The following is a 26,105-nucleotide window of genomic DNA, read 5'->3' on the forward strand; positions in this document are numbered from 1 at the left end:
TTTACCCGTTGCTTTTTCATAACCTATATAAAGGTCAAGGATAATTGAACCAGGAGATGAGGATATTACCCTAATTTGAGGTTAGGTTGAATGCATAATTCATAATTAAGGAAGTTTCAAGGCTTTGGAACTGACGGAAGCAATATTGTTAAGGGAGCAACGCGATTCTAAGTGCTGGCACATTTGATTCCCCTCAACTGCTCATGCTTTCTGGAATTGGGCCAGCAGAACATCTGCGGGCATTAAATATTCCTGTAGTCGTTGATTTGCCAGGTGTCGGTCAGAACCTCCAAGATCATCCGATGGTTCCTGTAGCCTACCAATCCCTACAAGAACTCCCTCTTGCACCAAGCAGCAATCTCGGTGAAGCGGGGCTGTTCGCGCGTACTAATCTGAGCTTAGATGCGGCACCAAATATCCAGCTTACTTTAGCTCCCATTTTATTTGTCAATCCTGCTTTTGCCCGTGAAGGTGCAGCATTTACTATCCTCGTTATTAACAACCACCCCCAAAGTCGTGGCAGTGTCAGTTTGCGTTCTTCTAACCCACAAGAGCCACCACTAATCCGGGTGAATTATCTCCAGGATAAATCTGACTTGAAAATACTGGTTAAAGGAATTAAGATTGCGCGTCAAGTTGCCCATTCGGGCTTGTTAAATGAGTTTCGGGATGAGGAAATCGCTCCTGGTGTTGGGGTGTCTAACATCAAAGCGATTCGAGCTTATATTCGGCAAGCGTGTGATACTGTGAACCACCCTGTCGGGACGTGCAAAATGGGCAAAGATCCAATGGCAGTTGTTGATTCCCAACTCAAAGTGCGGGGGATTGATGGGTTACGAGTCGTAGATGCATCGATTATGCCACTGATCACTACGGGAAATACAAATGCACCCACGATCATGATTGGTGAAAAGGCAGCCGATATGATTAAACAGTAAACCAAAAAGTTTTTCACAAAAACGCGAACATTAGCTGCGTGTGCATACACCCATTGATTACGATATCTTGTCCAGTTTGGTGACACAGGATTGATTGGTCAACCACGTTGCAAATTCCGCATTCATAGGTGCAACAAACATCATCCAATTCACAATAGCTAATGCCGAATGTCACGCTTGTAAACGTGAAACCTAGTCAGGGCAGGGTGTAGGGTGTAGGAAAAAAATCAAGAAAATTAAAAACAAGTGCGAACATTAATAAACTTCTTTGCTACGCAACGAGCCACGCGGTAAGCGCAGCTATGCCCGCACTTAGCTTTACGCCACTACACCCGACACCCCACACCCAAAAAGCTTATGAATATTGGATTTGCCGATAACAAGCGTGCCATTCAGCTAATACCAATGCGATCGCTCCCCATCATAAAATCAAAATTACCTTCACCTCTGCTTTTCTTTAAAAATTTAAAAATTTAATCAGTTTATATAATGAGTCATAACTACGAACAATTTCAGGTTGTATAAGTCGCCACAATATATTTTGGGAACTTGACATCACCTCCACTAAGATTTGTATTGACGTAGCATCTGCGAGAAAAGACGAATTCTCAAATTGTCTCACACTAAACCCCACCCTTTGTAAAGCGCGAGTAGTCCACAAAGCCGCAATACCCTCACCCATAACAACTACTTCTTCTCTAGAGGGTATATTCAGCTGAAACTCCCCAGAAGCAACATCAAATTCTACCCCCTCACTACGGAAGGTATCAGCAAAAGCACCAGATAAAACTAAATCTTCCGGAGCGCCAACATTTAGAATACCATCAGACGTTAATAACCAAACTTGGTCAGCCAAACGCAAAGCCAAATCCAAATCATGAGTAGAAAGCAGAATCGCTTGATGAGTTTCCCGCGCTAACTGACGTAACAACTGCATAATTTCCACCCGTCGCGGTAAATCCAAAAATGCCGTTGGCTCATCAAGTAACATGACAATAGGTGACTGCGCCAAAGCACGCGCAATCATAATTTTTTGACGTTCACCATCACTCAACTCACTAACTTGACGTGAAGCCAGATGTTCTGCACCTACAGATTTTATCGCCCAATGTGCGATCGCCTCATCTTCAGGCGTTAAATTTCCCCACCAGTCAGTATAAGGATATCGCCCCAAACTCACCAAAGTATAAGCACAAAGCATTCCCACATCCACTTTCTCGGTCAACACCAAACTCAGACGTTTAGCCAAATCTAGCGCCGACAAAGCCGAGATATTTTCCCCCAACAACCTCACCTCACCAGCAATTGGCGGTTGCATACCCGCAAGCGATCGCAGTAACGTAGACTTACCCGCACCATTAGGCCCCAGCAAACACACAACCTCCTCAGCCTGTAACGACACATTAATATCACAAGCCACACATCTGAACCGCTTCCCAGACACCCGATAGCCAATAGTCAAATCATGAGTAGTCAAAATCGCATCACTCATCAGCAACACCTCAAAAACACTCCGCGCACCTCTGCATTCAAACAACCCGACGAGAATTACGCCGCAAAATCACCCAACTCACAACCGGAGTTCCTATCAAAGCCGTCACAGCATTCAAAGGTAAAACCATCGCACCCCCTCCCACCTGAGACAACAAATCAGCCATCAAAGCCAAAATCGCACCCATCATCATCACCCCAGGAATTAAAATCCGATGGTCGGAAGTATGAAAAACACTGCGACACAAATGAGGAATAGCCACCCCCAAAAAAGCGATGGGGCCACAAAAAGCAGTAATCGCACCCGCTAAAATAGATGCACTAGTAATAATGGAAAATCGAGTTTTTTCCACTGTTAACCCCAGACTACGCGCATAAGCCTCACCCAATAAAAGCGTATTCAAAGACTTTGATTGCGTCACTGCTATGAATAAACTCAAAACTATCACCGGAATTAAAACCAGCAATTGTTTACCAGTTACCCCAGCAAAGCTACCAAAAGTCCACATAATATAACTTTGAATGCGTTCTTGGGAGCTAAATTGCAGCAAAATACTCACAATAGCACTCGTAGCATAGCCAAACAACAAACCTAAAATTAGCAGCGTCATTGTATCTTTAACACGCCGAGATACAACTAACATCAATCCTAAAACCGATGCAGCACCCAAACTAGCAGCGATAACTAAACCAAAATCACTAATAATTCCCAAATCAGCTAATAAAGTGGGTGTTGTCGCACTAGCCGTCAGCACAACTAAAGCCACACCTAAACTGGCACCAGAACTAATTCCTAACACAAAAGGCCCAGCCAAAGGATTTCTAAATAAAGTTTGCATTTGTAAGCCACTCACACCCAAAGCCGCACCCGCCAAAATTGCAGTTATAGCTTTAGGTAATCGAAATTTGAGAATAATATTTGTCCATGTCACCCTTTCTGGTTCTTGTCCCAGCAAGATATTAATTACTGCATGAAGAGGGATATGAACTGAACCTAAAGCTAAGTCTAATAAAAAGGCAAAAATAAAGCCAATGAATAAAATCGAAAAAATAAGAGTTTTGGGCAATGAATTATAAATTTTATATTTTTCGGTTAACATTATTGTCCTAATCTATGATAATAAAACAATTGATGTCCAGGTAATATTTCTGGATGCAAAATTTTAATTAAGTCAGCCAAAACAATATCTGGGTTGCTCATTCCTCCTTCCCAGTAATCATTACCGCCACTGTCATTGACACGGGCATTATTATTGTAAAGATTGCCATTTTGGACAGCCTGAAAATCACCATAGAGGTTATCTTCAGCAAGTAAATCTTGAACGCTCTGCCAAGATTGACTAAAATTTAACCAGTAATCTGCATTGCTAGCCCGTTCTACAACAACTTCAACAGATAAAGGTAAACTACCAAAAGATTTATCATCACTCCAGAGATAGTTTCCACCAGCATCAGCGAGATATTTGGCTACATAACTATTACCCCCTGGCATATACCAAGTACCTTTAAAGTTAAAGCCAACAAATACAGTTGGACGATTGGTTACAGATTTTGCTGTTTGTGCTATTTGTGCATATTTCTCAGCAATTTCTTGGAAGATTTTTTCTGCTTGTTCTTCTTGATTAAAAAACAAAGCTGTAAACTTTAACCATTCACTTCTCCCCAAGGGAGTGTCTTCCATATATTCGGCATTAATTCCTACTTTTAACCCAACTTCGGTAAGTTTAGAATAGCTATCAGTTTGGGAATTACCTGTACCGAAAGTTGTGACCAAATCGGGATTTAATTCTAATAATCGTTCAATATCAATATTGGCATTATTGCCCACTTCTACAACTTCACCTGCTTGGATTCTCTCTACCACCTCCGGCGTATTGACTTGTTTACTATTACTAACACCAATTAATTTATCAACTACACCTAATTTGGCTAAGTGAGGTAAATGAGTCGTAGAAAGAGTGACTATGGAATTAACAGGGACTGTAATTATTTGTGCTGAATTAAATCCTGTTGGTGGTGGGGTTCCACATTGGACTAAAACATATTGAAAGTTAGTTTTAGCATTTTGCCAGGGATTTTTAACAGTGACTATTTTGTAGTTGTGATGATACTCTACTGCTAACCCTGTAGCATGGGTGATTTGGATTTTATGGGGGAAGTAATCGGTATTGGGGTCATAGTTTTGAATACAGGCGGGGTTATGAGTGATTGTTGGGGTATGGTTGCAAGCGATGATGAGTGTTGTGATTAAGAGTAAGAGGAAAGAAATTAATTTTGAGTGTGGGATTTTTACCAGTTTCATGGGATTTTGTCTCAGGCAAAGATAAGGCAGCGCATTGGGCGGGTTCCCCGACTTGTAGCGACTGCCGTGCAAAGACGCAGAGTGTGTGAGGAGTGAAAAAGCAGGGCGCAGGGGAGAAAGCAGGGGAGAAAAACCACCCACAATTCTACTCGGCTTTAAACCTTATCTTTTGGTAAATTACAAATTACGAATTATTTCCTGGCGGATATAGGTTTTCGCTGACTTTTTTACCTTGGACTAGGTGTTCGTTGACGATAATTTCAGCTACGTTTGGGTTAACGCGGGTGTACCAAGTTCTATCATCGGAATAAAAGACAACTGGCCCTTGTTGGCAAACTTCTAAACAGCCGGATGTTCTTACTTCTACATCTACACCTGCTGTTTCTACTGCTGATTTTAAAGCATCAAATGTAGGTTGCCATTTACGGGATGGAAGACAACGGGTAGAAGTACAAACTGAGATATAAGAATGTTTCAGAGGATTTTTGGTAAATGGAATCGGTTTATTACCTAACACATAAATTTCTCTGAGTTCTTGATAAAGAGCTAATTTTGATAAATCAGGTTTACCCTCTGGTAATAAATTTTCTCCATCAACTAAAGGATTAGGTAATAAAATCGTCATTAGTTTTTCATCTGCACCATTCCAAAATTGAATTCCCCAACTTCTAGGATTTCCTTCTGAATTAAATCGCCGATAAAAAGCCGCACGACTAACTTGACGCTGCTTTCTTAATTCTTCAGGCGTTTTACAAAGCGGCCCACCTAAATTAGCCTCAATACATAAATGTAAATGCCAACCTTCAGTCGCTACTGTCAAATATCCATCATAGAGAATACAAAGCTTTGGTGGGGCATTAAACTCTAATTCTAAAACACTCCCTTGAACAATATGAGCCACCCCTACCTGCTGCCAATTTTGCTCAAATAAAGTGTAAACCAGCGATGCCAAAACATCACTACCACAATCAAAATATTCATACTCAATATACCCCCCTGTAGATAACTCCTCAGTCACCACCTCATCCATCGATTTCACCCAACAATTAAGCTCAGTCATAAAAAACTCCTTTCTACCTTTGCACCTTTGCGTCTTTGCGTGAAACTTAAAACCGAGAACTCAACCCCACCTGAAAACCCCTCCCCCCATCAGGAAACCCCGGAAACAACTGATAACGCTGATTAAATATATTATCTACACCACCAGTCACTACCAAACCATCCGTAAGAGGTATACGCATTTTCAAATCAAAAGTAGTATAACCAGACAAAAACTCCGTATTGATATTATTAGTAGGATATCCACTCAACGAATTCATCAACACCCCCAAATATAAACCCATAGGATTTTCATAAGAAACACCCAAATTTAACTTATTCGCACCCGCAAACCTTAATTCTTGACCTACTTCTTCGGGATTTCCACTTTCTAAAATCCGTGGATCATTCAACGTATAATTAACAAAACCATAGAAATTCCTCGCCAATTGTAAATTTAAAGAAGCTTCCAGTCCCGTAGTTCTGACCAACCCAATATTTTCAAATGTACCTGTATTCCCATTCACAGGCGGAATCAACCTTGTAAAAGCAATAGTGTCAGATACTCTGTTATTAAAATAAGTCAAACGTAATAAACCAAAATTACCTAACCTTTGGTCAATACCCACATCAAAACTATCACCTCTTTCTGGTCTTAGTTCAGGATTACCAATATTTGTCGGATTATTGTTAAATAAATTTGCAATCGTCGGGGCGCGGAAATTTCTGATATAGTTAGCTCGTAGTGTCGTTGAATCTGCAACTGCTAACTTGGCACCTACCGAGGGTGATGTAAAAGAACCATTCACCAAACTACTAAAATCTTGCCTGATGCCAAAATTCATATTGAAATTAGGTGATAAATCAGTGTCATATCTGGCAAAAATTGCTCCTTGATTGATGCCATTATCATAATTTTCTCTCGTAAGATTGGTCCCAAAATTAAAAGTCGTATTTTGTACATTCACAGTCCGATAATCAAACCCATAGACTAAAGTTTGATTGTTAGTAATATTCCAACTATGTGTAGCTTGCAGTCCATAAGACCTTTGTCTGGTATCAAATCTATTTTGTGATGCTAGTGCGCCACTACGATTATCAGAACGAGTATTGAGAAAATCAGCGTAAACTCTAGCCGTTAATAAAGAATCATTCCCCTCTCCGAGTTGGGAATTCCAAGTTAAATCTGTGAGGAATTGGTCTGTGTATTTACGATTATTTTCCGTAAGATTATTAAAAAATCCCTGACCAAATTCCGGTTCAGGAATGGATACTCCGCCTGGTACTCCTTGCACTTTACTTAAATAGAGGTTTGATAAAGTTAAAGTGTTACGTGTGCCTAAATTCGCTTCTAGTTTGACATTAAAGTTATTGTAGAGAGCATCATTATTACTTCTCACACCCTCAAAATTAGCTTCAGGGATTGTAAACGGATAATTATTTTGCGCTTGAGTGCGGTTGTAACCTACCACCCAGGAAAAATCGCCTGTTGTGCCACTATTTTGAATACTTTGTTGGTTGAGTCCATACGAACCAAGGTTGACTCTGGTATCTGTGGTAATTGTCTCGGTGGGACGACGAGTGACAATGTTAATTACCCCTCCTATGGCATCGGAACCATAAAGAGTTGAACCGCCTCCAGGTAATACTTCTACTCTTTCAATATTGTTAGTAGTAAATTCGGAAAGGTCGAAACCACCACCACCAAGGTTATTTATAGGTCTACCATCCAGTAAGATTAAGACCTGACTCGTATTAGAACCCCGGATAAATTGACCGCTTAAGGCGTTTACTTCCGTCCCCACTGTCCCATCACCCAATATTCCCGGTAAAAACCGCAATGCTTCTCTGACAGTTCTTGCGCCTTGCGCTTCCATTTCTTCGCCGGTAATGACGTAAACCGGACGGGTGGAATCTTGTACTGTTCCTTCACGACGAAAAGGTGAAAATACAGGTTCATTCAGTAACTTGTCAATGACTGTGAGTTCAATATCAACTTCTGAGGCGATGGCTTGATATTCCCATAACATCCCCACAGTCAAACTCAAAATGATTAGTAAAATTCCTTGTCTGGTAATAAATTGAGTACGCATCGGTAATTTAAGCCACCTGTATAACTAAAACTTGGTCGCCAGCAAAAATTTGAGCTTTTTAGCAAAAAACTCTAGGCCAGAAGGAATGCTGTTGGACAACACTTTGATAATGATTATGATTATCACATAATTCGGTAATTTACGTTACCTCTTGCCATGAACTGGCACAGGTCGTGCAGACCAATATATTATGCTGTTTGTTGTTCATTGATTTTCAATGCTTAAAAGGTATGAAGTCTGAAGCGCAGATATTGTCATAGCCTGCGGTAAAGCTAACGCTTAAGTAATGAAGATTACTAGATGCAATGTGAGTCTTTAGTTCTATGGCAAAACTGGTAGGCTAATAGAACTTTAATTTGCCATGACAACTTTATCTGTGTGATATGCAAGTTAAATGTCTAAAAGCTGATGAGTAGACAGATATCTACAATCTCATAAAAACTTGTAGCGTGTCGTAAATCTCCAACACTACGAGACAGTAGTTATATTTCTTTGTGTCAATATTCATAGTTGTATTCACCTGTACCTCGCAGATGGATGTAAGTTTTTTTGTTACTTGCGGCGGGCATTCTGACTTTGAAGCCGGAACTTCATTACAGCTGCGGGACAGCGCCGGATTTACACCGGACTTTCCCCCTTGCGTCTGATGGCTGACACCCACCAGAACCGAGTTGATATTGGCCTGATAATAGCATGATTATGAATTTAATCATACTTAAACGGACTAGTTGCAATAGCTACCATTTTTTAATATATCTGAGACAAAAACAACTAAAAAAGAACCTCAAATCCATATACAGAAGGACTTTAATATCATTTGGCTTAGTTTCTTAATATATCTGAGGTTTGGGCTATTTTTGAGCATTCGGTGTATTTCTCTTACCCTGCATGAGTTTGAGGCTTGTTTTTCCCTCAAAAATGTTTAAGTCCCGCTAAATGCACAGTTACTAATAATTGATAGAAGTTTTAGGGTTTGATCTACATAAACCTTTGGTCAGGGTTTTTAATCAATCCGATGTAGCGAGATGGCTGTATACCTGGTGAATGTGTTGCTTCTATGCCCGCAAGTTGGTTATTAGTAATACGCTCACTAAACTCAAGGCTGCACTAATGATAAACATAAACGTATATCCCGTAGCACTGGCGATCGCACCACTCAGAACTGAAGCAGCAATTCCGCCCAGGTATACTACTGATACTTGAAGTGTATAATCAGTAGCTGCTGTATCTGGTTCGCATTTATCCATCATGGCACTTAGTAATGCAGTATATGCCATGCTTTGGGCTGCATTGACTGTGATACTAACAGCATACAGGACAGGTAAACCACTGATACCAATTGCAGGTATGATATACAACAGCGTCATCATGCTGGCAGCAAAACCAAATAGAGTTAGAGAACGTAATCTTCCCAAGTTGGTAATCAAAACTCCTGCAATGAAAGCACTAATAATACGGACACTGTAACTGACAATACCCAACATTAAGCCAATATCTGAAAGCGACAAACCTCTATCAACAAAAAGTGGACGGAGCATTGTACCTGACATCATTTCGCCAGCCATATATAGCAAGACTATAAAAAGCCACGGTAATGCTTTGGGACGCGAGAGAAAGTTGATAAAAGGTTGAAAATAAGATTTAAAAAAGTTTGATTTCTGAGATTTATTACTAACTTGTTCTTTATACAATATTACTGGAATTAAATTCAATAAAATTACAACTGACATAATTATCAAGCTATACCGCCAGCCGATTCTATCTAGTAGAATCAGCACTCCGCCCCCACCAATAATAGCGCCAAAAACATTTCCCCCAGCTTGAATAGCATTTCCTAATCCTCTTTCTCGCGGTTCGAGTAAATTTACTGCTAACGCATCAGTTGCAATGTCTTGGCTGGAGGAGAATAAAAAAGCGAGAAACATACAAAAAACTAAGATATTGAAATTCTCTTGAATATCAATAAATGCACATCCAAATGTTACAAGTGCTAACAAAAGTTGAAAACAGATAATCCAACCGCGATAATGTCCTAACTTTGGTAAACTGTAGCGGTCAATAAAAGGCGACCACAAAAATTTTAACGCTGAAGGAAGAATGAGAAAACTTAACAACCCGATAGCATCCAGCGACATATTTTGTTGTCGCATAAAAATAGGTACGGTTTGGATAAAAAAGGTTGTCGGAATGAATTGAGTAGTATAAAGTGCGGCGAGCAGGATTAATTTAGCAAGCATAGCAATATGCAGAGGATAACAAATCAAAAATAGCGACAGGAAAAATAATCTTTCCCATCGCTACAACAATTAAATTAGAAATTAGCTTTAATTTGCACGCCATAGGTCACGGGATCGCCAAATCCTGCGGTTCCATCCGGTACTGGGAATAAAAATCCAGAGGTGATATAGCGAGTATCAAACAAGTTATTTGCATACAGGTAAATGCCATATTTCTCAGCCTCGTAACCGATGCGAGCATTTACTAAGGCATACGGTTCTTGCTTGATTTGGTTCTCATCATCGAAATAAGTAATACCATAACCACGCAATTCTGCACGAGCAAATAAGCCGGACTGAGTGCGATATTGAGCCGCTAAATTGTAGGTAAATTGTGGTGCTAGGGGAACTTGATTATTGCTTAGGTCTACACCTGTATCGGAATTAAAGTAGTTTTTATATATACTATCTACATAACCAACTGATGCAGTTAAATCGAATCCTGTAGCTGGTTTTGCTTTCAGTTCAAATTCTACTCCAGTGGCTTTGAGATCAACATTGTTAACTCTGCCAAAAAACCCACTCTCATCAAATTGCAAAACTTGATAGTCATTTACATCGTTCTGAAAGATGGATAGGTTAGCAATTAAACGATTATCCAGCCAAGAAGATTTCAAACCGACTTCATAACTCCAGGTTTTTTCTTCTCCAAATCGCAGTTCTGCTTCACTATTGGCGCGGTAGTTCAATCCACCCGGTCTGTAACCTTTGGCAACAGTCGCGTATCCCATTAAACTAGGATTGAATTGATATTTCAAACCGAAGCGAGGAATCAATTCACTGTTGCTAACTTTTTCATTGTTAAATGCCGGACGCAGTGGGGTGAGAGTTCCGTCAGGGTTTACTGACTCATAAGTACTATCTGAAGAAGCATCACTAGATTCGTAACGCAAACCAGCAAATACAGTTAATGGTTCTATAAGCTGATAATCTACTTGTCCAAATACCGCGTAGGTTTGCCGATTATCGTCTCCAGTACGTCGAAATCTTCCAAATCCAGGAAAGTCGATTTGAGAATCATCAACGTTAAAGTCACGAGATTCGTAGTAACCACCTAACAACCATTGAAAACGCTCTGCTGTTTCTGGAGATTGGAAACGTAATTCTTGCGTCAATAATGTGGAGTCAATACCATCAATAATTTGTATTGCTCCTGTGCTTCCTGGAACAACGTTTTCTTGACGGGTAAAACGACGTGCGGTGATGGATGTGGCTCGAAAACCCTCGCCGTTATAACCAACTTTGAGAGCTTGAGTATTTGTACTGAGCTTACTGTATCCTTCAGTTTGTAAATTAACCTCAAATGGGTCAGCAGGATTTAACTTGTTGTAGGTTGGATTACCGTCATCTGTAAAGCTGTTATAGCTATTAAAAGATACTGTCCAATCCGGTGTAGGTGTCCACAGGAGTTGCGCTCTTGCAGCTAGGCGCGATCTTTCACCTATTTCATTACCTGTGGCGAGGTTGTTAATAAATCCATCCTGTCCTCTGTAAGCTCCCGCAATTCTCAGTGATAATTTATCGTCCACCAAAGCATCGTTGAGAGAGAATTGCAATTCGCGGCTGTTATATCTACCATAACTTGCACTAATTCGTGTTTCTGGCTCTGGCGTTGCTTGTCTGGAAGTGATATTGACGACCCCACCAGAACTATTTCGGCCGTATAGCGTACTTTGGGGGCCTCTTAGCACTTCTATTTGTTCTAGATCGAGTAAAGCCAAGTCTAAAAAGCCGTTATAGTCAACTGGAATATCATCGATGTAAAAGGCTACGCTATCCTGAGCGGTAAGGAAATTTTGATTGTTCAAACCCCGCAAACTGTAATTACTAAACTCTGTACCGCCGGAAGATGTGGGAAGAAAGTTAAAGTTAGGCGTTTGGTTGGCAATATCAATCAAAGAATCGATTTGAGCATCTTCTATTTCCTGACGGGGTATTACCGTAACACTTATGGGTACATCCTGTGCGTTTTCCGGTCGTTTTTGAGCGGTTACGAGCAGTTCAATATCTTGTTGATTAGGTTTTTGGCTATCGGCTGATGGTTGAGTTTCAGGTGTTGTTGGTGTCACCCCTAAAACTAAACCTTCATCACTGTCAAATAGTTCGACTTTTGGAGGTTGTGTTGTCCCCACTACAGTAATCTGGATACTATTTGCATCCTGGTTTGCCGCCAATACTTCCGTAATTCCCGCAATTGGCTTTTCTTGACGGAAGGTATTACCACTTGCGAAACGCAGTTGTGCATTGGGAATATTTGCAATAAAGCTATTACCTTCTACTTTAGTTGTGACTTGCAGCTTGTCAGATGCAGATGTTTCTAAAACAACTTCCAACCCACTAGCTATCTGATTCAACTTTATCCCTGTTACTAGAATAGTAGACTGCTCTTGTTGAGCTAGCCACTCCTTAACACTTGTATGAGGAAGCTGAATATCTGAAAGTTGGGGAATTTGATGATCTTCTTTTGTTGCAGCTAAAGCTTGTTGATTGATAAATATGGCAAGTATAATAGCTAGTCCTAAATTTCCCAATAGATACAGTTTCCTCATTTAATCCTCACACCAAAAAAGTAATCTCAAATTGTCAATAAAAGTTGACAAGTTTAAAGCTATTAGTAGCAAATAGACTAAAGCGTTTATGTACTAAATTGTTTGGCTTTGTGGTCAATGTGTCAAATGACAAGCTGTCAAACTTCTAAATCACGTTCTAGCTTAAAAATTACCTATTGATTAATTATTCTTATGATCTAAACCAGTTGATTGATATACCTTCAGAACTCTTAATAAACAAGCATTTAAGATTAATTTGACTTATTGTCAAATATCAAAATTCTTCTATAGTAAAATAAAAATATATGAGATTAATTATCAATAAATACGCTAAAAATAAATAGTATTATTTAATACTATAGTTTTGTTATACGTATTAAAGCTTGAAAACAGATTATAAACAACGCACTTAATCCCTAAAACTTTTGCTGGATAAGGATATTGATGAAAAAACAATCTAACTTTTAAACCGCCCAAACCCTTATTATTAAGGGATTATTATACTTTAGATGCGTTGGAATTGATACTTATTAAAAGTATATTTTTTAACTTCTAATGAATTTTAAGAAAAAAATCAAATAGCTAAAGCTAATATGTAGTATTTTATACTTATCATAACAGGCAGGTTTTAGATTGACAATACTCTAAAATCTGTATTAGCTTAAGTTCTAGTATTTTAAAAATGAAATGAAAGCGGTGAAATTATTAGAAATTTTTAGTGTTATAAATTCGGTATTTTTTAGTAAAAAATAGTTGATATTATGTACACGGGAGTAGCTTTAAAAGTAAAAAACGTGTATAAAATAATGGATCAAAAAAGTTGAAATTGCAGAATTTATTTAAGTCGATTTACGGAATTTAGTTGAATATCTGAATAAAAAAAGCAAAATCTTTACTTTATACGGCTGCTAGTAATAGATTCATATAGCTTGTTCCGACTGCACAAAAAAACCTGAGCAATTTTCTGAAAAATGTCGATGATGTATAACAGTGAAATAACAACGTTGGCAGATTTACCGCGCGTGCAAGCACGTCAACTTCCAGACGCTAGGGCATTGATATTCAAGGATAAGTCACTTACCTATATACAATTAGATCGGCGAAGTACTCAAGTCGCAAATTCACTATTAACCCAAGGAATTCAACCAGGTGCGCGAATAGCATTTTTAGCTAAAGATTCACTTAAGACGTATGAGATTTTATTTGCTTGTTGCAAAATAAAAGTTGTTTTTGTACCGATTAATTGGCGTTTAGCTGCTACTGAAATCAGTTATATTATCAGGGATGCTAATGTTGAAATTCTTTTTGTTGGGGCGGAATTTTATCAGTTAATAGAATCGATTAGAAATGAGATTGATGGTGTTAAAACCATTATTCCCTTAGAAGAAATTGACGGCAATTGCCTGAGTTACGATATCTGGTCTCAGGAACATAGTGATGATCCACCAAATGTTGCTGTTGAAGCCAATGATGTAGCCGTACAAATGTATACTAGTGGAACTACTGGAAGACCTAAAGGTGTCCAACTAGGACATTACAGTTTTTTTGCGATCGCTAAAGAATTTGCTCAACGAGGTGAAACCTGGATAAATTGGAACAAAACTGACAAAAGTTTGCTTACCTTATCTTTATTCCATATCGGGAGTCTCTGGTGGGCTATTCGTGGTTTAGCATCAGGAGCAGAAAATATTGTCTTAGAAAATTTTATCGGTGATGAGGTTCTCCAAGCAATTGAAAAGTACCGCATTACTAAGACATTTATGGTTCCAGCAATGATTCAAGTTCTGTTGAACGAACCATTATGCCAAAAAACAGATTTTTCATCACTAGAATACATTATTTATGGCGGTTCTCCCATAGCTGAATCATCACTCAAAAGTGCGATCGCCACATTTGGTTGTAATTTTGTGCAGATATATGGAATGACGGAAACTGGCAATTGTGCTGTCTCTTTACCTGCACAAGCTCATACATCTACAAATAAAAACATCCTCAAAGCTGCGGGTAAACCCTTTCCTGGTGTATCGATAGCCATCATCAACAGTGAAGGTAAAGAACTATCTTGTTTTGAAGTGGGTGAAGTTTGTATCAAATCTCCTGCAAATATGATTGGTTATTGGAAATTACCTGAAGCTACAGCAAAAACCTTAGTAGATGGCTGGATTCATACTGGTGATGCTGGTTACTTTGACGAAGAAGGTCACATTTACATTTGCGATCGCTTTAAAGACATGATTCTTTATGGTGGTGAAAATGTCTATCCAGCAGAAATTGAGAATATTTTGTACGAACATCCAGCAATCAGAGAGGTAGCAGTCATCGGTGTTCCAGATGAAGATTTTGGAGAAGCAATCAAAGCGATTGTGGTTTTAAAAACAGGAATGAAAGCAACCGCACTAGATATTATTAATTTTGTCCGGGGTAAAATTGCTGATTTTAAGTTACCGAGAAGTATTGAATTTACTGAATCTCTGCCAAGAACGCCTAGTGGTAAATTGCAAAAGGCCAAGATTCGGGAGAAATATTGGCAAGGCTATGAACGTCGTGTGAATTAAAGGTTTGGTTTGTATTGTTCGCGCAGCGTCTCGCAGAGAGGACTAAAGTCCTTACTACGAACTAGATTCCAATAATTTTACATTACTTCACATAGTTTGTTTTTTTTAAATCGTTCTAATGACCAATTCTCAAGTTCCTCTTTGGAAACCGCTAACTGTACGCAACTTCTTACTTTTGTACATTGGTGAGACTGTTTCGCTTCTAGGCGATCAATTTTATATCGTTGCATTGCCTTGGTTAACAATACAGTTAACTAACTCTGGGATCGCGTTAGGTACAGTGTTAATGAGTGCAGCAATTCCCCGTGCTGTTTTGATGCTATTTGGTGGTGTGGTGAGCGATCGCTTTTCACCACGATTAGTTATGTTAGTTTCCAATGCTTTACGTGGGTTACTAGTCGTTTTATTTGCAACCATCGTTGCGCTTAAAATGACTCAACTATGGCATATTTACTTTTTTGCTGCTAGCTTCGGCATATTTGATGGCTTGTTTATACCTGCATCTAAATCAATTATTCCCAGTCTGGTATCAAAAGAACAGTTAATAGCAAGTAATACATTAAGCCAAGGAACTTCTCAACTGATTTTGCTGATTGGGCCGGCTTTGGGTGGTTTGCTGATTGCAACTGCGGGGATTGAAGTAGCATTTGTCATTGATGGAATCACTTTTGTTATTACAACTATCACGCTTTTGCTGATGAAGGAAACCACAGCAAAAGTAACAGTATTGAATGGAGAATTAAATCAAAATTCTGCTTCAACTAAAAAAACTATGAATTTGATTGCTGGTATGCGTGAGGGATTTTACTACGCATGGCGCAATCAACCTCTAAGAATCTTTTTGCTGGTAATGGTAATCCTAAATTTTCTATTTATTGGGCCATTACAAGTTGGGATGACTTCACTAGCTCATAGTCGCTTCCCAGGTGGTGCAGTAGCTTTAGGAATATTGCAATCAGCTTGGGGTGGTGGTGGGTTAATTGGGACACTCACACCTCAATTTGTCAAAAATCTTCCCAACATCGGAGTTTTACTGCTGACTATTGCGAGTGTTCAAGGCTTTGGTTTGTTTTTACTTGGCTTTATTGGCAATATAGCACTAGCTAGTATCACAATTGCAGTGCTGGGATTTTGCAGTTGTATTTTTACTGTGGTAGGAATTACTTGGATTCAGAAACAAACCCAACCTGAAATGTTAGGAAGAGTTATGAGTTTGGGAATGTTTTCTGCTTTTGGTGTTGCTCCTGTTTCCTTTGCTTTAGCTGGTTTTTTAGTTAATTTAAATCTGACAATTATGTTTACTGTTGCAGGTAGTATCATGCTACTTACAAGTCTTTGTTTGGCAGCAAATTCATCAGTACGTAAGATTAGTTAACTATATAAATCCAGTTTGATTTATTAATTTTCCCGTGAAGCGAGTGAGAAAACTATGAAAGTTCAATATCAAGACAATCAGCGAATGGGAGTTGTTGTTTATGACTTTAATTACAAAACTGCTTCAGATGGAGATATTGAGGATCTTAAGCAACTGATATATGAATACAAAATTGTGGTACTCAAGGAGCAAGATTTATCACCTGATGAGTATTGCGATTTTGGGTATCGTCTTGGGGAGGTAGAAAAATACTATCAGCCAATGTATCACCATCCAGAAAGGGAAGAGATTTTTGTTTCCTCCAATGTTTCTGACAATGGTCAGCAAGTGGGAGTTCCCAAGACTGGGAAATTTTGGCACGCTGATTATGCATTTATGCCGAGGCCATTTGCATTTTCAATGGTATATCCTCAGATCCTTCCTAGTAAGGAGCGTGGGACTTACTTTATTAATATGTCGAAAGTATATCAAAGTTTACCAGATGACCTGAAAGCGATCGCCAATGAGTCGAGTTGTTATCACAGTGTAAGACGTTTTTTTAAAATTCGTCCTGAAGATGTTTATCGTCCGATTTCGGAAATATTGGACGAGATTGAACGAGTCACACCTCCCGCAAAGCATCCAACGACCTTTATTCATCCCGTTACAGGAGAAACTATCCTCTACGTTACCGAGGGGTTTACTTATCGCATAGATGATTTAGAGGGAAAATCGCAAGATATAAATATTCTCCAAAGGTTGTTGACTCATTCCGGTCAGTTAGACAAAAGTTTTAAATATCCATTAATCGAACACCATGAATTTGAATTAGGGGATGTGCGGATTTGGGATAATCGCTCTCTAGTACATTGCGCTCACTATGCGGCAAATTCAGAACCAGCAATTACATTCCGATTGACCTTGCACGATAGCTATCCATTTTATCAAATATAGAGCAATTGTATTCTCACTGCGTTTAAAACATCTCACCAAAAGGCGTTGCTGAATTTGAGATTTAAAACTTCACTCTTCTCAACTCTTACTCTCTGCGACTCTGCGTCTCTGCGTGAGTTAAATCCATATTCTCAACCAGCAACACCAACCAAAACAGTCATTTAATCAGGATAAAATATCATGTTAAAATTTCAGGATTCAAGTCAACAAAGCGTCAAAGAAAATCATATCCACTTCAATAATGATGATATCTTACTAACACAAGTCCTCAAACCTTATAAAGCTCATTGTCAGTATCTTAAATCTGCTGAAATAATTAAAGACGGCGATCCTCAGCATGGAGGACGCGTAATCGGACGATGTGAATTTTCGATTCCAGAATCATGCTATATCGATGACACTGGTCATTTTAATTCAGTCGAGTTTAATATTTGCTATAACCAAATGATGTATTATATCATAGCTAAATCCGTGAAAGAAAGACTGATGGCATCATTTCAGTCCTGGACTATGGCAGATTATTGGAATAAACAATTACCAGATATTTATATTGTGAATTTTGAAAGTTCTTTTCGCCGTGCTATGAAGTCTTCTCATTTTTGTGGTGAAATTGAGTTTACTAATATTCGTATTAGGTCTGGGATGATGTATATATTTACTAACTGTCGTTATTGGGATGATAAAGGTGGTAATTGCAGTGGTAGTGTGAAGTTGGTGATTGTAAATTCTCCGGGATAGATTTTTCACGCCGAGGCGCACCAGGCGCAGAGAAGATGAGGCAAAGAGAGAGTTTATTTGCTGAAGTAATATGTCTAAAATTGCATTTTTTACAACTTATATTCAAGAAGAAATAGCTAAAGTAATTGGGATAGAAACATCTGAGTTAGATGTGGAAATGTCTTTAAATTATTTGGGGCTTGATTCATTAATTGCTGTGAAACTTAGAAATAAGTTTAGAAAAGAGTTGGAAGTAGATGTTCCAGCAGTCAAGTTTTTAGAGGATACTAATGTTGTAAGTTTAGCAATATTAGTCGATGAATTGAGTGTAAATGCTGACTCAAAAATAGAAAATGATGATGAGTGGTTGGAAGGAGAATTATGAATTTAGTTGAGTTCCTCACACAACTGTCGCAACAGAATATAGAATTGTGGATGGAAGATACTAAACTGCGTTATCGTGGTCGCAAAGAAGTATTAACTTCCACAGTTTTAAATCAAATTAAGCAGCATAAAACAGAAATTATTGATTTGCTGCGCCAAGGTTTTCATACTTCTAAATCCTACCCTCTGACTCATGGTCAGCAAGGTTTATGGTTTTTGTATAAACTTGCACCCACAAGTGCAGCTTATAATGTTGCTTTTACAGCTCGCATCCGCTCTTATTTAAATATTTCGGCTTTACAACAAGCATTTCAGAAGTTAATAAATCGTCATCCAACTCTCCGCACAACATTTGCACAAAAGGATGGCGAACCTGTTCAACAGGTTCATGAATACCAAAAAGTCGATTTTGAAAATATTGACGCTTCAGCTAAGAATGAAGATGAGTTGATAAGCCAAGTTATAGCAGCATATCAGCGTCCCTTTGATTTAGAAAAAGGTAATTTATTACGGGTAAATTTATTTACTTGTTCTAAAGATAATTATGTAATATTACTAACAATACATCACATTGTTATTGATGGTTTTTCCTTGGGAATTATTCTTGATGAGTTGCGATCGCTCTACGAAGCGGAAAATACAGGTCGAGTTATATCTTTACCTGCTATTAAGTACCAATATCAAGACTTTGTACAGTGGCAGAGGAATATTTTAGCAAGTTCTGTGGGCGATGAATTATGGAATTACTGGCGCGAAAAATTAGCGGGTGAGTTACCCATCTTAAAATTACCAACAGATCGACCACGACCACCAATTCAAAGCTATCGGGGAGCTTCCCATACTTTTGAGTTAAATCAAGAGTTGACTTCTCAGCTACGAGAAATGGCGAAAGCTCAAGGAGCAACCCTTTACATGACTTTGTTAACCGCCTTTCAAGTGTTACTTTACCGCTTGTCAGGTCAGGAAGATATCATTGTGGGTGCGCCTATTGAGGGGAGAAGTCAGCCGGAATTTGCGGAAACTGTCGGCTTTTTCGTGAATATGCTGGCTTTGCGGGTAAATCTGGCTGGTAATCCGACATTTTCTCAGCTTTTAACTCAAGTCCGCCAAACTGTATTGGATGCGATCGCTCATCAGGATTATCCCTCTACTTTACTAATTGAGCGATCGCAACTTAACCGCGATCCAAGTCTTCCTGGTTTGTTTCGCGTTTCCTTTAATTTGTTAAAGCTCAGTGAAATTGCTCAAGATTATGAATTGTCTGTATCTGATAAAACTAAAACCAGAGAAAATTGGGGTGGGTTAACTCTCGAACCTTTTGTGATTCCCCAGCAGGAAGGACAGAATGATTTAGTCTTCGATATGATGGAGACGGCTGAATCATTAATTGGTATTTTACGATACAACAGCGATTTATTTGATGCCACGACAATTAGCAGGATAGCGAATCATTTTCAAACTTTACTCGCAGGGATTATTGCTAATCCACAACAGCAAATTGCTTCCTTATCTCTGCTAACGGAAGCTGAAGAAAATCATTTGTTGTGGAAGTGGAACAACAACCAAGTTGATTATCCCCAAAATCAAGTCATTCATCAGTTGTTTGAGAACTGTGTGAAGCAGCAACCAAACGCTATTGCGGTGGTATTTGGAGAACAGCAACTAACTTATCAACAATTAAACAGCAAAGCCAATCAACTCGCACACTACCTGCGTTCTTTGGGAATAGGTAAAAATCAGCTTGTGGGAATTTGTGTGGAACGTTCCCTAGAAATGATTATTGCATTATTGGCAGTTCTGAAAGCAGGTGGAGCTTATCTACCTTTAGATCCTGCGTATCCCGAAGAACGTTTGAGCTTCATGCTGCGTGATTCTCAAGTATCGATATTGCTGACACAACAAAGATTAGTAGCTAGTTTAGCAATTGAGGAATTAGCTGTAGTTTGTTTAGATCGAGATTGGGAAGATATTTTCCAGGAAAGTGAAGAGAATTTAGTAATTAATACTACATCTCAAGATTTAGCCTACGTGATTTACACATCAGGTTCTACAGGTAAATCTAAGGGAGTGGCGATCGCTCATTGTAGTTTAGTAAATGCGTTTTATGCTTGGGAAAAAGCTTATCAACTCCAGTTTTTGACTAGTCATTTACAAATGGCGAGTTTTGCTTTTGATGTGTTTTCAGGGGATGTAATTCGCGCTCTTTGTAGTGGTGCTAAGTTGGTTTTATGTCCGCGTGAGTGGCTGTTAGAACCAGACAAGATGTATAAACTGATGCTTGTGGAGAAAATTGATAGCGCGGAGTTTGTTCCAGCTGTGTTGAGAAACTTGGTTGAGTATTTACAAAGAACTCAGCAAAATCTCCACTTTATGAAATTGTTGGTAGTCGGTTCAGATAGTTTATATGTGCAAGAATATCAAGAATTTCAGCGTTTTTGTGGCAAACAGACACGTTTGATTAATTCCTATGGGGTAACGGAAGCGTGTATTGATAGCACTTATTTTGAATTGGGGATGGGGAAATTAGGAAGTGGGTTAGTTCCTATTGGTCGTCCATTTGCGAACACGCAAGTTTATATTTTAGATCGATATCTGCAATTAGTTCCCATTGGGGTTGCGGGTGAATTATATATTGGTGGTGCTGGTTTAGCTCAAGGTTATTTAAATCGTCCTGATTTAACTAAAGAGAAATTTATCCCCTATTCTCCCCACAACTTTATTTTGTACAAAACGGGAGATTTAGCGCGTTATCTTCCTGACGGTAATATTGAATTACTCGGTCGAATTGACGATCAAGTGAAGATTCGGGGTTTCCGAATTGAACTAGGGGAAATTGAAGCTGTTTTGAGTAGTCATCCGCAAGTACAAGCAGCAGTGGTGATGCTTCGAGAACTGCAAACCGACAATAAATCTATAGTTGCATATATTGTTTCTGGACAACAGTCATTAACAACTAGTGAATTGCGTAACTTTCTCAAACAGAAGTTACCTGATTATATGATTCCCAGTGCGATCGCCATTCTGGAAACTTTACCTTTAACACCCAACGGGAAAGTAGATCGGCGTGCTTTACCAATTCCAGATATAGAACAGAATCGAGAAATAGATTTTGTTCCACCGCGCACAGCAACGGAAGAAGCGATCGCTAATATTATCGCTGCTGTTTTGGGACTCACACAAGTAGGGATTCACGATAACTTTTTTGAATTGGGGGGACATTCCCTACTTGCGACTCAAGTTATGGCGCGATTACAACAAACCTTAAATATTGAGTTACCGTTACGCTCTTTGTTAGCATCTCCCACTGTTGCTGGATTGAGTGAAGCACTGACATCTTTCACAAAGACAGAATCTTTCGTTGATTTACCAACAATTGTCCCAAATCCACAACAGCTATATCAACCTTTTCCCCTCACAGACATTCAACAAGCTTATTGGTTAGGACGCAATGAAGCTTTTGAATTGGGGAATATTGCTGCTCATGGTTATTTAGAATTAGATTGCGATCACTTAAATTTAACAAGATTAAATCAAGCTTGGCAAAAACTCATTTTGCGTCACGATATGCTGCGTGCTGTTATTTTACCAGATGGTCAACAGCAAATTCTCTCAACAGTACCGGCTTATGAAATCGAAGTTTTGGATTTGCAAGATTTAGAGGTGATGCGCGAGCAGATGTCCCATGAAGTCTTACCTGCGGATCAATGGCCTCTATTTAGAATTCGAGCTACACCTATAGATGAACAGCGTACCAGACTCCACCTGAGTTTTGATGCTTTGATTGCTGATGCTTGGAGTGTGTTTATGCTGATGCGGGAGTGGTTACATTTATATAATAATTCTGAGTTTGTATTACCACCCTTAGAACTTTCCTTCCGCGATTATGTGCTTGGGGAATCAACTTTAAAAAATACACCCCAATATCAACGTTCTCAAGAATATTGGTTTAACCGACTAGATACCTTACCACCAGCACCAGAATTACCCCTAGCGAAAAATCCCAATGCGATCGCCAATCCTCGGTTTCAACGTCGCAGTTCTCAACTGTCTCCAGAACAATGGCGCAAATTACAAAACCGCGCTCAACAATTTAACTTAACTCCTTCGGGAGTTTTATTAGCTGCTTTTGCAGAAGTCCTCAGTCAATGGAGCAAAAATCCTAAATTTACGATTAATCTCACCCTGTTTAAGCGTTTACCTTTACATCCCCAAGTGAATGAGATTGTCGGAGACTTTACATCTTTGACACTTTTGGAAGTCGATCGCTCAATTCCTCAAAGCTTTAGCAACCACGCTCAAAAATTACAGCAACAACTGTGGCAAGATTTAGATCACGGTTATATCAGTGGTTTGCAGGTACAGCGAGAACTTAGCCGTCAACGTCAAAGTTACCAATTTATGCCAGTGATATTTACTAGTACACTAGGTTTAGAATCACTTGGCCAGGATACATCAATATTAAGTCAGTTAGGCGAGCTTGTTTACAGTATCAGTCAAACCCCGCAAGTTTGGTTAGATAATCAACTCAGAGAGCAGAACGGAACTTTAATATTTAACTGGGATGCGGTGGAAGAACTTTTCCCCCCAGGTTTGCTGGATGAGATGTTTGCTGCTTACTGCGATTTGCTCCAGCGACTAATTACCTCAGATTCTATTTGGAGCAAGATTCAGGGAGAATTACAACAACTTACAATTGCAAATTATCCCACCGCACCCATTTCTGAGGAAACTTTGCACAGTTTGTTTATTAAGCAAGTGCAAATCCAAGCTGGTTCTCCAGCAGTTATCACCCCAGAGCGTACCCTAACTTATCAGGAATTGTACCAACACGCTCTGCAATTGGCATCTCAACTGCGAGAATTGGGAGCAACTAGCAACAATGCAATCGCTATTGTCATGGAAAAAGGTTGGGAACAAATTGTTGCTGTACTAGGAATTTTAATCTCTGGTGCGGCTTATCTCCCCATCGATTCCGAATTACCAACAGAACGACAAGCATACTTACTCGAACAAAGCCAAGCAAAAATCGTTCTGACTCAATCTTGGTTAGATAATTCTTTAGAACGCTCAGAAAATCTGACTCGTATTTATATTGATTCTCTCACACCCCTACACCCCTACACCCCGGTTACTGAGGGAAGTCGTTCGCGGAGCGTCTCGCAGAGAAGTATACCCCTACACCCTCAAGATCCATCAGCTTTAGCTTACATCATCTACACTTCCGGTTCGACAGGTTTACCCAAAGGCGTGATGATCGATCATCGGGGTGCGGTAAATACCATTTTAGATATCAATCGACGCTTTGGAATTAAATCAGGCGATCGCATCTTAGCTTTATCAGCATTAAACTTCGACCTCTCAGTTTACGACATCTTCGGTATGTTAACGGCGGGAGGAACGATAGTTATTCCCTCAGCAGATAAAACCAAAGATCCCGCACACTGGTTAGAGTTAATAGTATCTCAGCAAATTACCCTGTGGAACTCAGTTCCAGCTTTGATGCAAATGTTGGTAGAATATCTTACCAACCAACCACAACAACCTTCATCTCTGCGTTTAGCTTTGTTGAGTGGAGATTGGCTACCTCTAAATTTACCAAATCAAATCCAAAAATTGTGGTCAAATATCCAAGTTGTGAGTTTGGGAGGAGCAACAGAAGCCTCCATTTGGTCAATTTACTATCCAATTACCCAAGTAGATCCTAACTGGAAAAGTATTCCCTACGGCAAACCACTCGATAATCAACAAGTATATGTATTCAATCACAATTTGCAGCAAACTCCTGTTTGGGTGACGGGACAACTATATATTGGCGGTATCGGTTTAGCAAAAGGTTACTGGAAAGACGCAGAAAAGACAAACGCCAGCTTTATTACTCATCCAGTTACCAAAGAAAAATTGTATAAAACAGGCGACTTGGGACGCTATTTACCCGACGGGAATATAGAATTTTTAGGAAGAGAAGATTTTCAAGTCAAAATCAATGGTTATAGAATTGAACTCGGTGAAATTGAAGCCATATTAAAACAGCATCCCACCGTTAAACAAGCAGTAGTCACCACAATAGAACAAACACAACAATTAGTTGCTTATCTTGTGAGCGATACACCAACTCCCAATCTAGGAGAAGCTTACCAAGCAACTCAACAACCAGGAGTATTAAGCGATGTTGGAGAACGCATCAAATTTAAACTCCAACAACCAGGAATCCGCAAATCAGAATCATCGCCAATTACTATTCATTTACCCAAATCTGAACTTGAGCCAACAGCTTATCTCCAACGCCAAAGTTACAGACAATTTCTACCGCAACAGATATCCTTAGAACAATTTAGCAAATTTCTCAACTGTCTCCAGCAAAAGCAATTTGGTGATTATCCCCTCCCTAAATATCGCTATCCTTCTGCTGGAAGTCTTTATCCCGTACAAACTTACTTATTCATCAAACCCAACTTTATCGAAACCCTTTTAGGAGGAATATATTATTATCATCCCAGCAACCACAATTTAATTTTACTCCACAGCACCAACGAAATAGACAGCAGCGGTTACCTGGAGAATCAACCACTTTTTCAACAATCCGCTTTTGCCATATATTTGATTGGGAAACTAAGTGCGATCGCACCGATGTATGGAGAACTCGCCAGAGACTTCTGTCTTTTAGAAGCAGGACACATCGGACAATTACTCATGAACAGCGCACCGACTCAAGAAATTGGCCTTTGTCCCCTTGGTTATTTAGAATTTTCACCAATTCAAAACTTATTTCAATTAGAAGCAAATCAAATTCTTCTTTATAGCTTTGTTGGCGGAAAGATAGATCCAACAGATTTTCAGCAATGGTCAATACTTAAAAATCCTCAAACTGCCAAATCAAATTCTAGCCAATTCCGAGAATATCTACAGCAGAAACTTCCGCAATACATGATACCTGCTGAATATATTTTCATTGACACCTTACCCCTAACTCCCAACGGAAAAATAGATAGAAAAGCTTTACCAACCCCCAATCTCGCAACAGCCAAATCAGCAATCTTAGTCCTTCCGCAAACCGAAACCGAAAAAATAATTGCTGAATTTATCCAACAACTTCTGCAAATCGAAGCTGTGGGGATACAGAATAATTTCTTTGAATTAGGAATAGATTCACTCAAACTTGTGCAGTTGAAGAATCACTTACAAACTCAACTTCAAGTCAATATTTCCATGCGCCAGTTATTAATCGAAACAACAAATATTCAACAATTGGCATTAGCCATTGATGAGCAATTAATTATCGCTAAAATTACGCAAAAGCCTTTATCTAAAGGACAAGAGGATGAGAAAGAAATAATTCAAATTTGAATGTATTAAGTAGTTTAACGTGAAATGTTATTACGAGCGGAACGCAGTGAAGTAAAGTAATCGGCAAGATAGTATTTTGAAACGCAGAGGTACGCAGAAATTTGTACTTT

14 protein-coding genes and 1 riboswitch are annotated in these 26,105 nt (G+C 39.1%); of the genes, 7 read left to right on the plus strand and 7 right to left on the minus strand.

The genetic code is table 11. From position 1 onward, the window contains the following. Positions 1–164: 164 nt before the first annotated feature. A complete protein-coding gene (locus ACM0OS_RS01805) occupies positions 165–938 on the plus strand; it encodes a GMC family oxidoreductase (protein ID WP_414541483.1) in 774 nt (257 codons plus the stop codon). Between the two features lie 457 nt (positions 939–1,395). Here ACM0OS_RS01805 and ACM0OS_RS01810 read toward each other — a convergent pair whose 3' ends face one another. From ACM0OS_RS01810 to ACM0OS_RS01840, 7 genes are all read right to left on the minus strand, one after another. After that, positions 1,396–2,430 (minus strand): ABC transporter ATP-binding protein, encoded by a 1,035-nt coding sequence (locus tag ACM0OS_RS01810; RefSeq protein ID WP_414541443.1) that lies wholly within the window; start codon positions 2,428–2,430, stop codon positions 1,396–1,398. A 37-nt stretch (positions 2,431–2,467) separates the two neighbouring features. Beyond that, positions 2,468–3,529, minus strand: a complete 1,062-nt coding sequence (locus ACM0OS_RS01815) for an iron chelate uptake ABC transporter family permease subunit (protein ID WP_414541444.1) — start codon at positions 3,527–3,529, stop codon at positions 2,468–2,470. After that, positions 3,529–4,731 carry an ABC transporter substrate-binding protein gene (locus tag ACM0OS_RS01820; protein ID WP_414541445.1) on the minus strand — a complete coding sequence of 401 codons (1,203 nt, stop codon included), beginning with the start codon at positions 4,729–4,731 and terminating at the stop codon, positions 3,529–3,531. The genes ACM0OS_RS01815 and ACM0OS_RS01820 overlap by 1 nt, the downstream gene beginning before the upstream one ends. Before the next feature lie 184 nt (positions 4,732–4,915). After that, on the minus strand, positions 4,916–5,791 hold the full coding sequence (locus tag ACM0OS_RS01825) for a (2Fe-2S) ferredoxin domain-containing protein (RefSeq protein WP_414541446.1): 876 nt from the start codon (positions 5,789–5,791) through the stop codon (positions 4,916–4,918). Positions 5,792–5,837: 46 nt separating this feature from the next. Further along, entirely contained in the window at positions 5,838–7,862 is a 2,025-nt protein-coding gene (locus tag ACM0OS_RS01830; protein WP_414541447.1) for a TonB-dependent receptor plug domain-containing protein, read from the minus strand. A 542-nt stretch (positions 7,863–8,404) separates the two neighbouring features. Next, a riboswitch (cobalamin riboswitch) is annotated at positions 8,405–8,542 on the minus strand. A gap of 375 nt (positions 8,543–8,917) precedes the next feature. Beyond that, a complete protein-coding gene (locus tag ACM0OS_RS01835) occupies positions 8,918–10,099 on the minus strand; it encodes an MFS transporter (protein WP_414541448.1) in 1,182 nt (393 codons plus the stop codon). Positions 10,100–10,173: 74 nt separating this feature from the next. Then, the gene (locus ACM0OS_RS01840) at positions 10,174–12,687 is read right to left on the minus strand and encodes a TonB-dependent receptor domain-containing protein (protein ID WP_414541449.1); all 2,514 of its coding nucleotides are present in this window, start codon (positions 12,685–12,687) and stop codon (positions 10,174–10,176) included. 977 nt (positions 12,688–13,664) lie between these two features. On the opposite strand from ACM0OS_RS01840, the gene ACM0OS_RS01845 reads away from it, so the two are divergent. From ACM0OS_RS01845 to ACM0OS_RS01870, 6 genes are all read left to right on the plus strand, one after another. Next, positions 13,665–15,242 carry a long-chain-fatty-acid--CoA ligase gene (locus ACM0OS_RS01845; RefSeq protein ID WP_414541450.1) on the plus strand — a complete coding sequence of 526 codons (1,578 nt, stop codon included), beginning with the start codon at positions 13,665–13,667 and terminating at the stop codon, positions 15,240–15,242. A gap of 118 nt (positions 15,243–15,360) precedes the next feature. Further along, positions 15,361–16,617, plus strand: coding sequence for an MFS transporter (locus tag ACM0OS_RS01850; RefSeq protein WP_414541451.1), 1,257 nt, complete (start codon positions 15,361–15,363; stop codon positions 16,615–16,617). A gap of 54 nt (positions 16,618–16,671) precedes the next feature. Beyond that, a complete protein-coding gene (locus ACM0OS_RS01855) occupies positions 16,672–17,550 on the plus strand; it encodes a TauD/TfdA dioxygenase family protein (RefSeq protein ID WP_414541452.1) in 879 nt (292 codons plus the stop codon). A 180-nt stretch (positions 17,551–17,730) separates the two neighbouring features. Beyond that, entirely contained in the window at positions 17,731–18,288 is a 558-nt protein-coding gene (locus ACM0OS_RS01860; RefSeq protein WP_414541453.1) for an FcoT family thioesterase, read from the plus strand. A gap of 70 nt (positions 18,289–18,358) precedes the next feature. After that, the gene (locus ACM0OS_RS01865; RefSeq protein ID WP_414541454.1) at positions 18,359–18,652 is read left to right on the plus strand and encodes an acyl carrier protein; all 294 of its coding nucleotides are present in this window, start codon (positions 18,359–18,361) and stop codon (positions 18,650–18,652) included. Beyond that, complete coding sequence (locus ACM0OS_RS01870) at positions 18,649–25,995, plus strand: amino acid adenylation domain-containing protein (RefSeq protein ID WP_414541455.1); 7,347 nt, start codon at positions 18,649–18,651, stop codon at positions 25,993–25,995. The genes ACM0OS_RS01865 and ACM0OS_RS01870 overlap by 4 nt, the downstream gene beginning before the upstream one ends. The last annotated feature ends 110 nt before the right edge of the window (positions 25,996–26,105 follow it).

Source organism: Nostoc sp. CCY0012 (assembly GCF_963920855.1).
Lineage (GTDB): Bacteria > Cyanobacteriota > Cyanobacteriia > Cyanobacteriales > Nostocaceae > Cyanocohniella.

Excerpts from the sequence above, each read along its gene's own strand:
- ACM0OS_RS01810 (WP_414541443.1), bottom strand. The coding sequence starts at position 2,430 with ATGAGTGATGCGATTTTGACTACTCATGATTTGACTATTGGCTATCGG.
- ACM0OS_RS01815 (WP_414541444.1), bottom strand. The coding sequence starts at position 3,529 with ATGTTAACCGAAAAATATAAAATTTATAATTCATTGCCCAAAACTCTT.
- ACM0OS_RS01820 (WP_414541445.1), bottom strand. The coding sequence starts at position 4,731 with ATGAAACTGGTAAAAATCCCACACTCAAAATTAATTTCTTTCCTCTTA.
- ACM0OS_RS01825 (WP_414541446.1), bottom strand. The coding sequence starts at position 5,791 with ATGACTGAGCTTAATTGTTGGGTGAAATCGATGGATGAGGTGGTGACT.
- ACM0OS_RS01830 (WP_414541447.1), bottom strand. The coding sequence starts at position 7,862 with ATGCGTACTCAATTTATTACCAGACAAGGAATTTTACTAATCATTTTG.
- ACM0OS_RS01835 (WP_414541448.1), bottom strand. The coding sequence starts at position 10,099 with ATGCTTGCTAAATTAATCCTGCTCGCCGCACTTTATACTACTCAATTC.
- ACM0OS_RS01840 (WP_414541449.1), bottom strand. The coding sequence starts at position 12,687 with ATGAGGAAACTGTATCTATTGGGAAATTTAGGACTAGCTATTATACTT.
- ACM0OS_RS01845 (WP_414541450.1), top strand. The coding sequence starts at position 13,665 with ATGATGTATAACAGTGAAATAACAACGTTGGCAGATTTACCGCGCGTG.
- ACM0OS_RS01850 (WP_414541451.1), top strand. The coding sequence starts at position 15,361 with ATGACCAATTCTCAAGTTCCTCTTTGGAAACCGCTAACTGTACGCAAC.
- ACM0OS_RS01855 (WP_414541452.1), top strand. The coding sequence starts at position 16,672 with ATGAAAGTTCAATATCAAGACAATCAGCGAATGGGAGTTGTTGTTTAT.
- ACM0OS_RS01860 (WP_414541453.1), top strand. The coding sequence starts at position 17,731 with ATGTTAAAATTTCAGGATTCAAGTCAACAAAGCGTCAAAGAAAATCAT.
- ACM0OS_RS01865 (WP_414541454.1), top strand. The coding sequence starts at position 18,359 with ATGTCTAAAATTGCATTTTTTACAACTTATATTCAAGAAGAAATAGCT.
- ACM0OS_RS01870 (WP_414541455.1), top strand. The coding sequence starts at position 18,649 with ATGAATTTAGTTGAGTTCCTCACACAACTGTCGCAACAGAATATAGAA.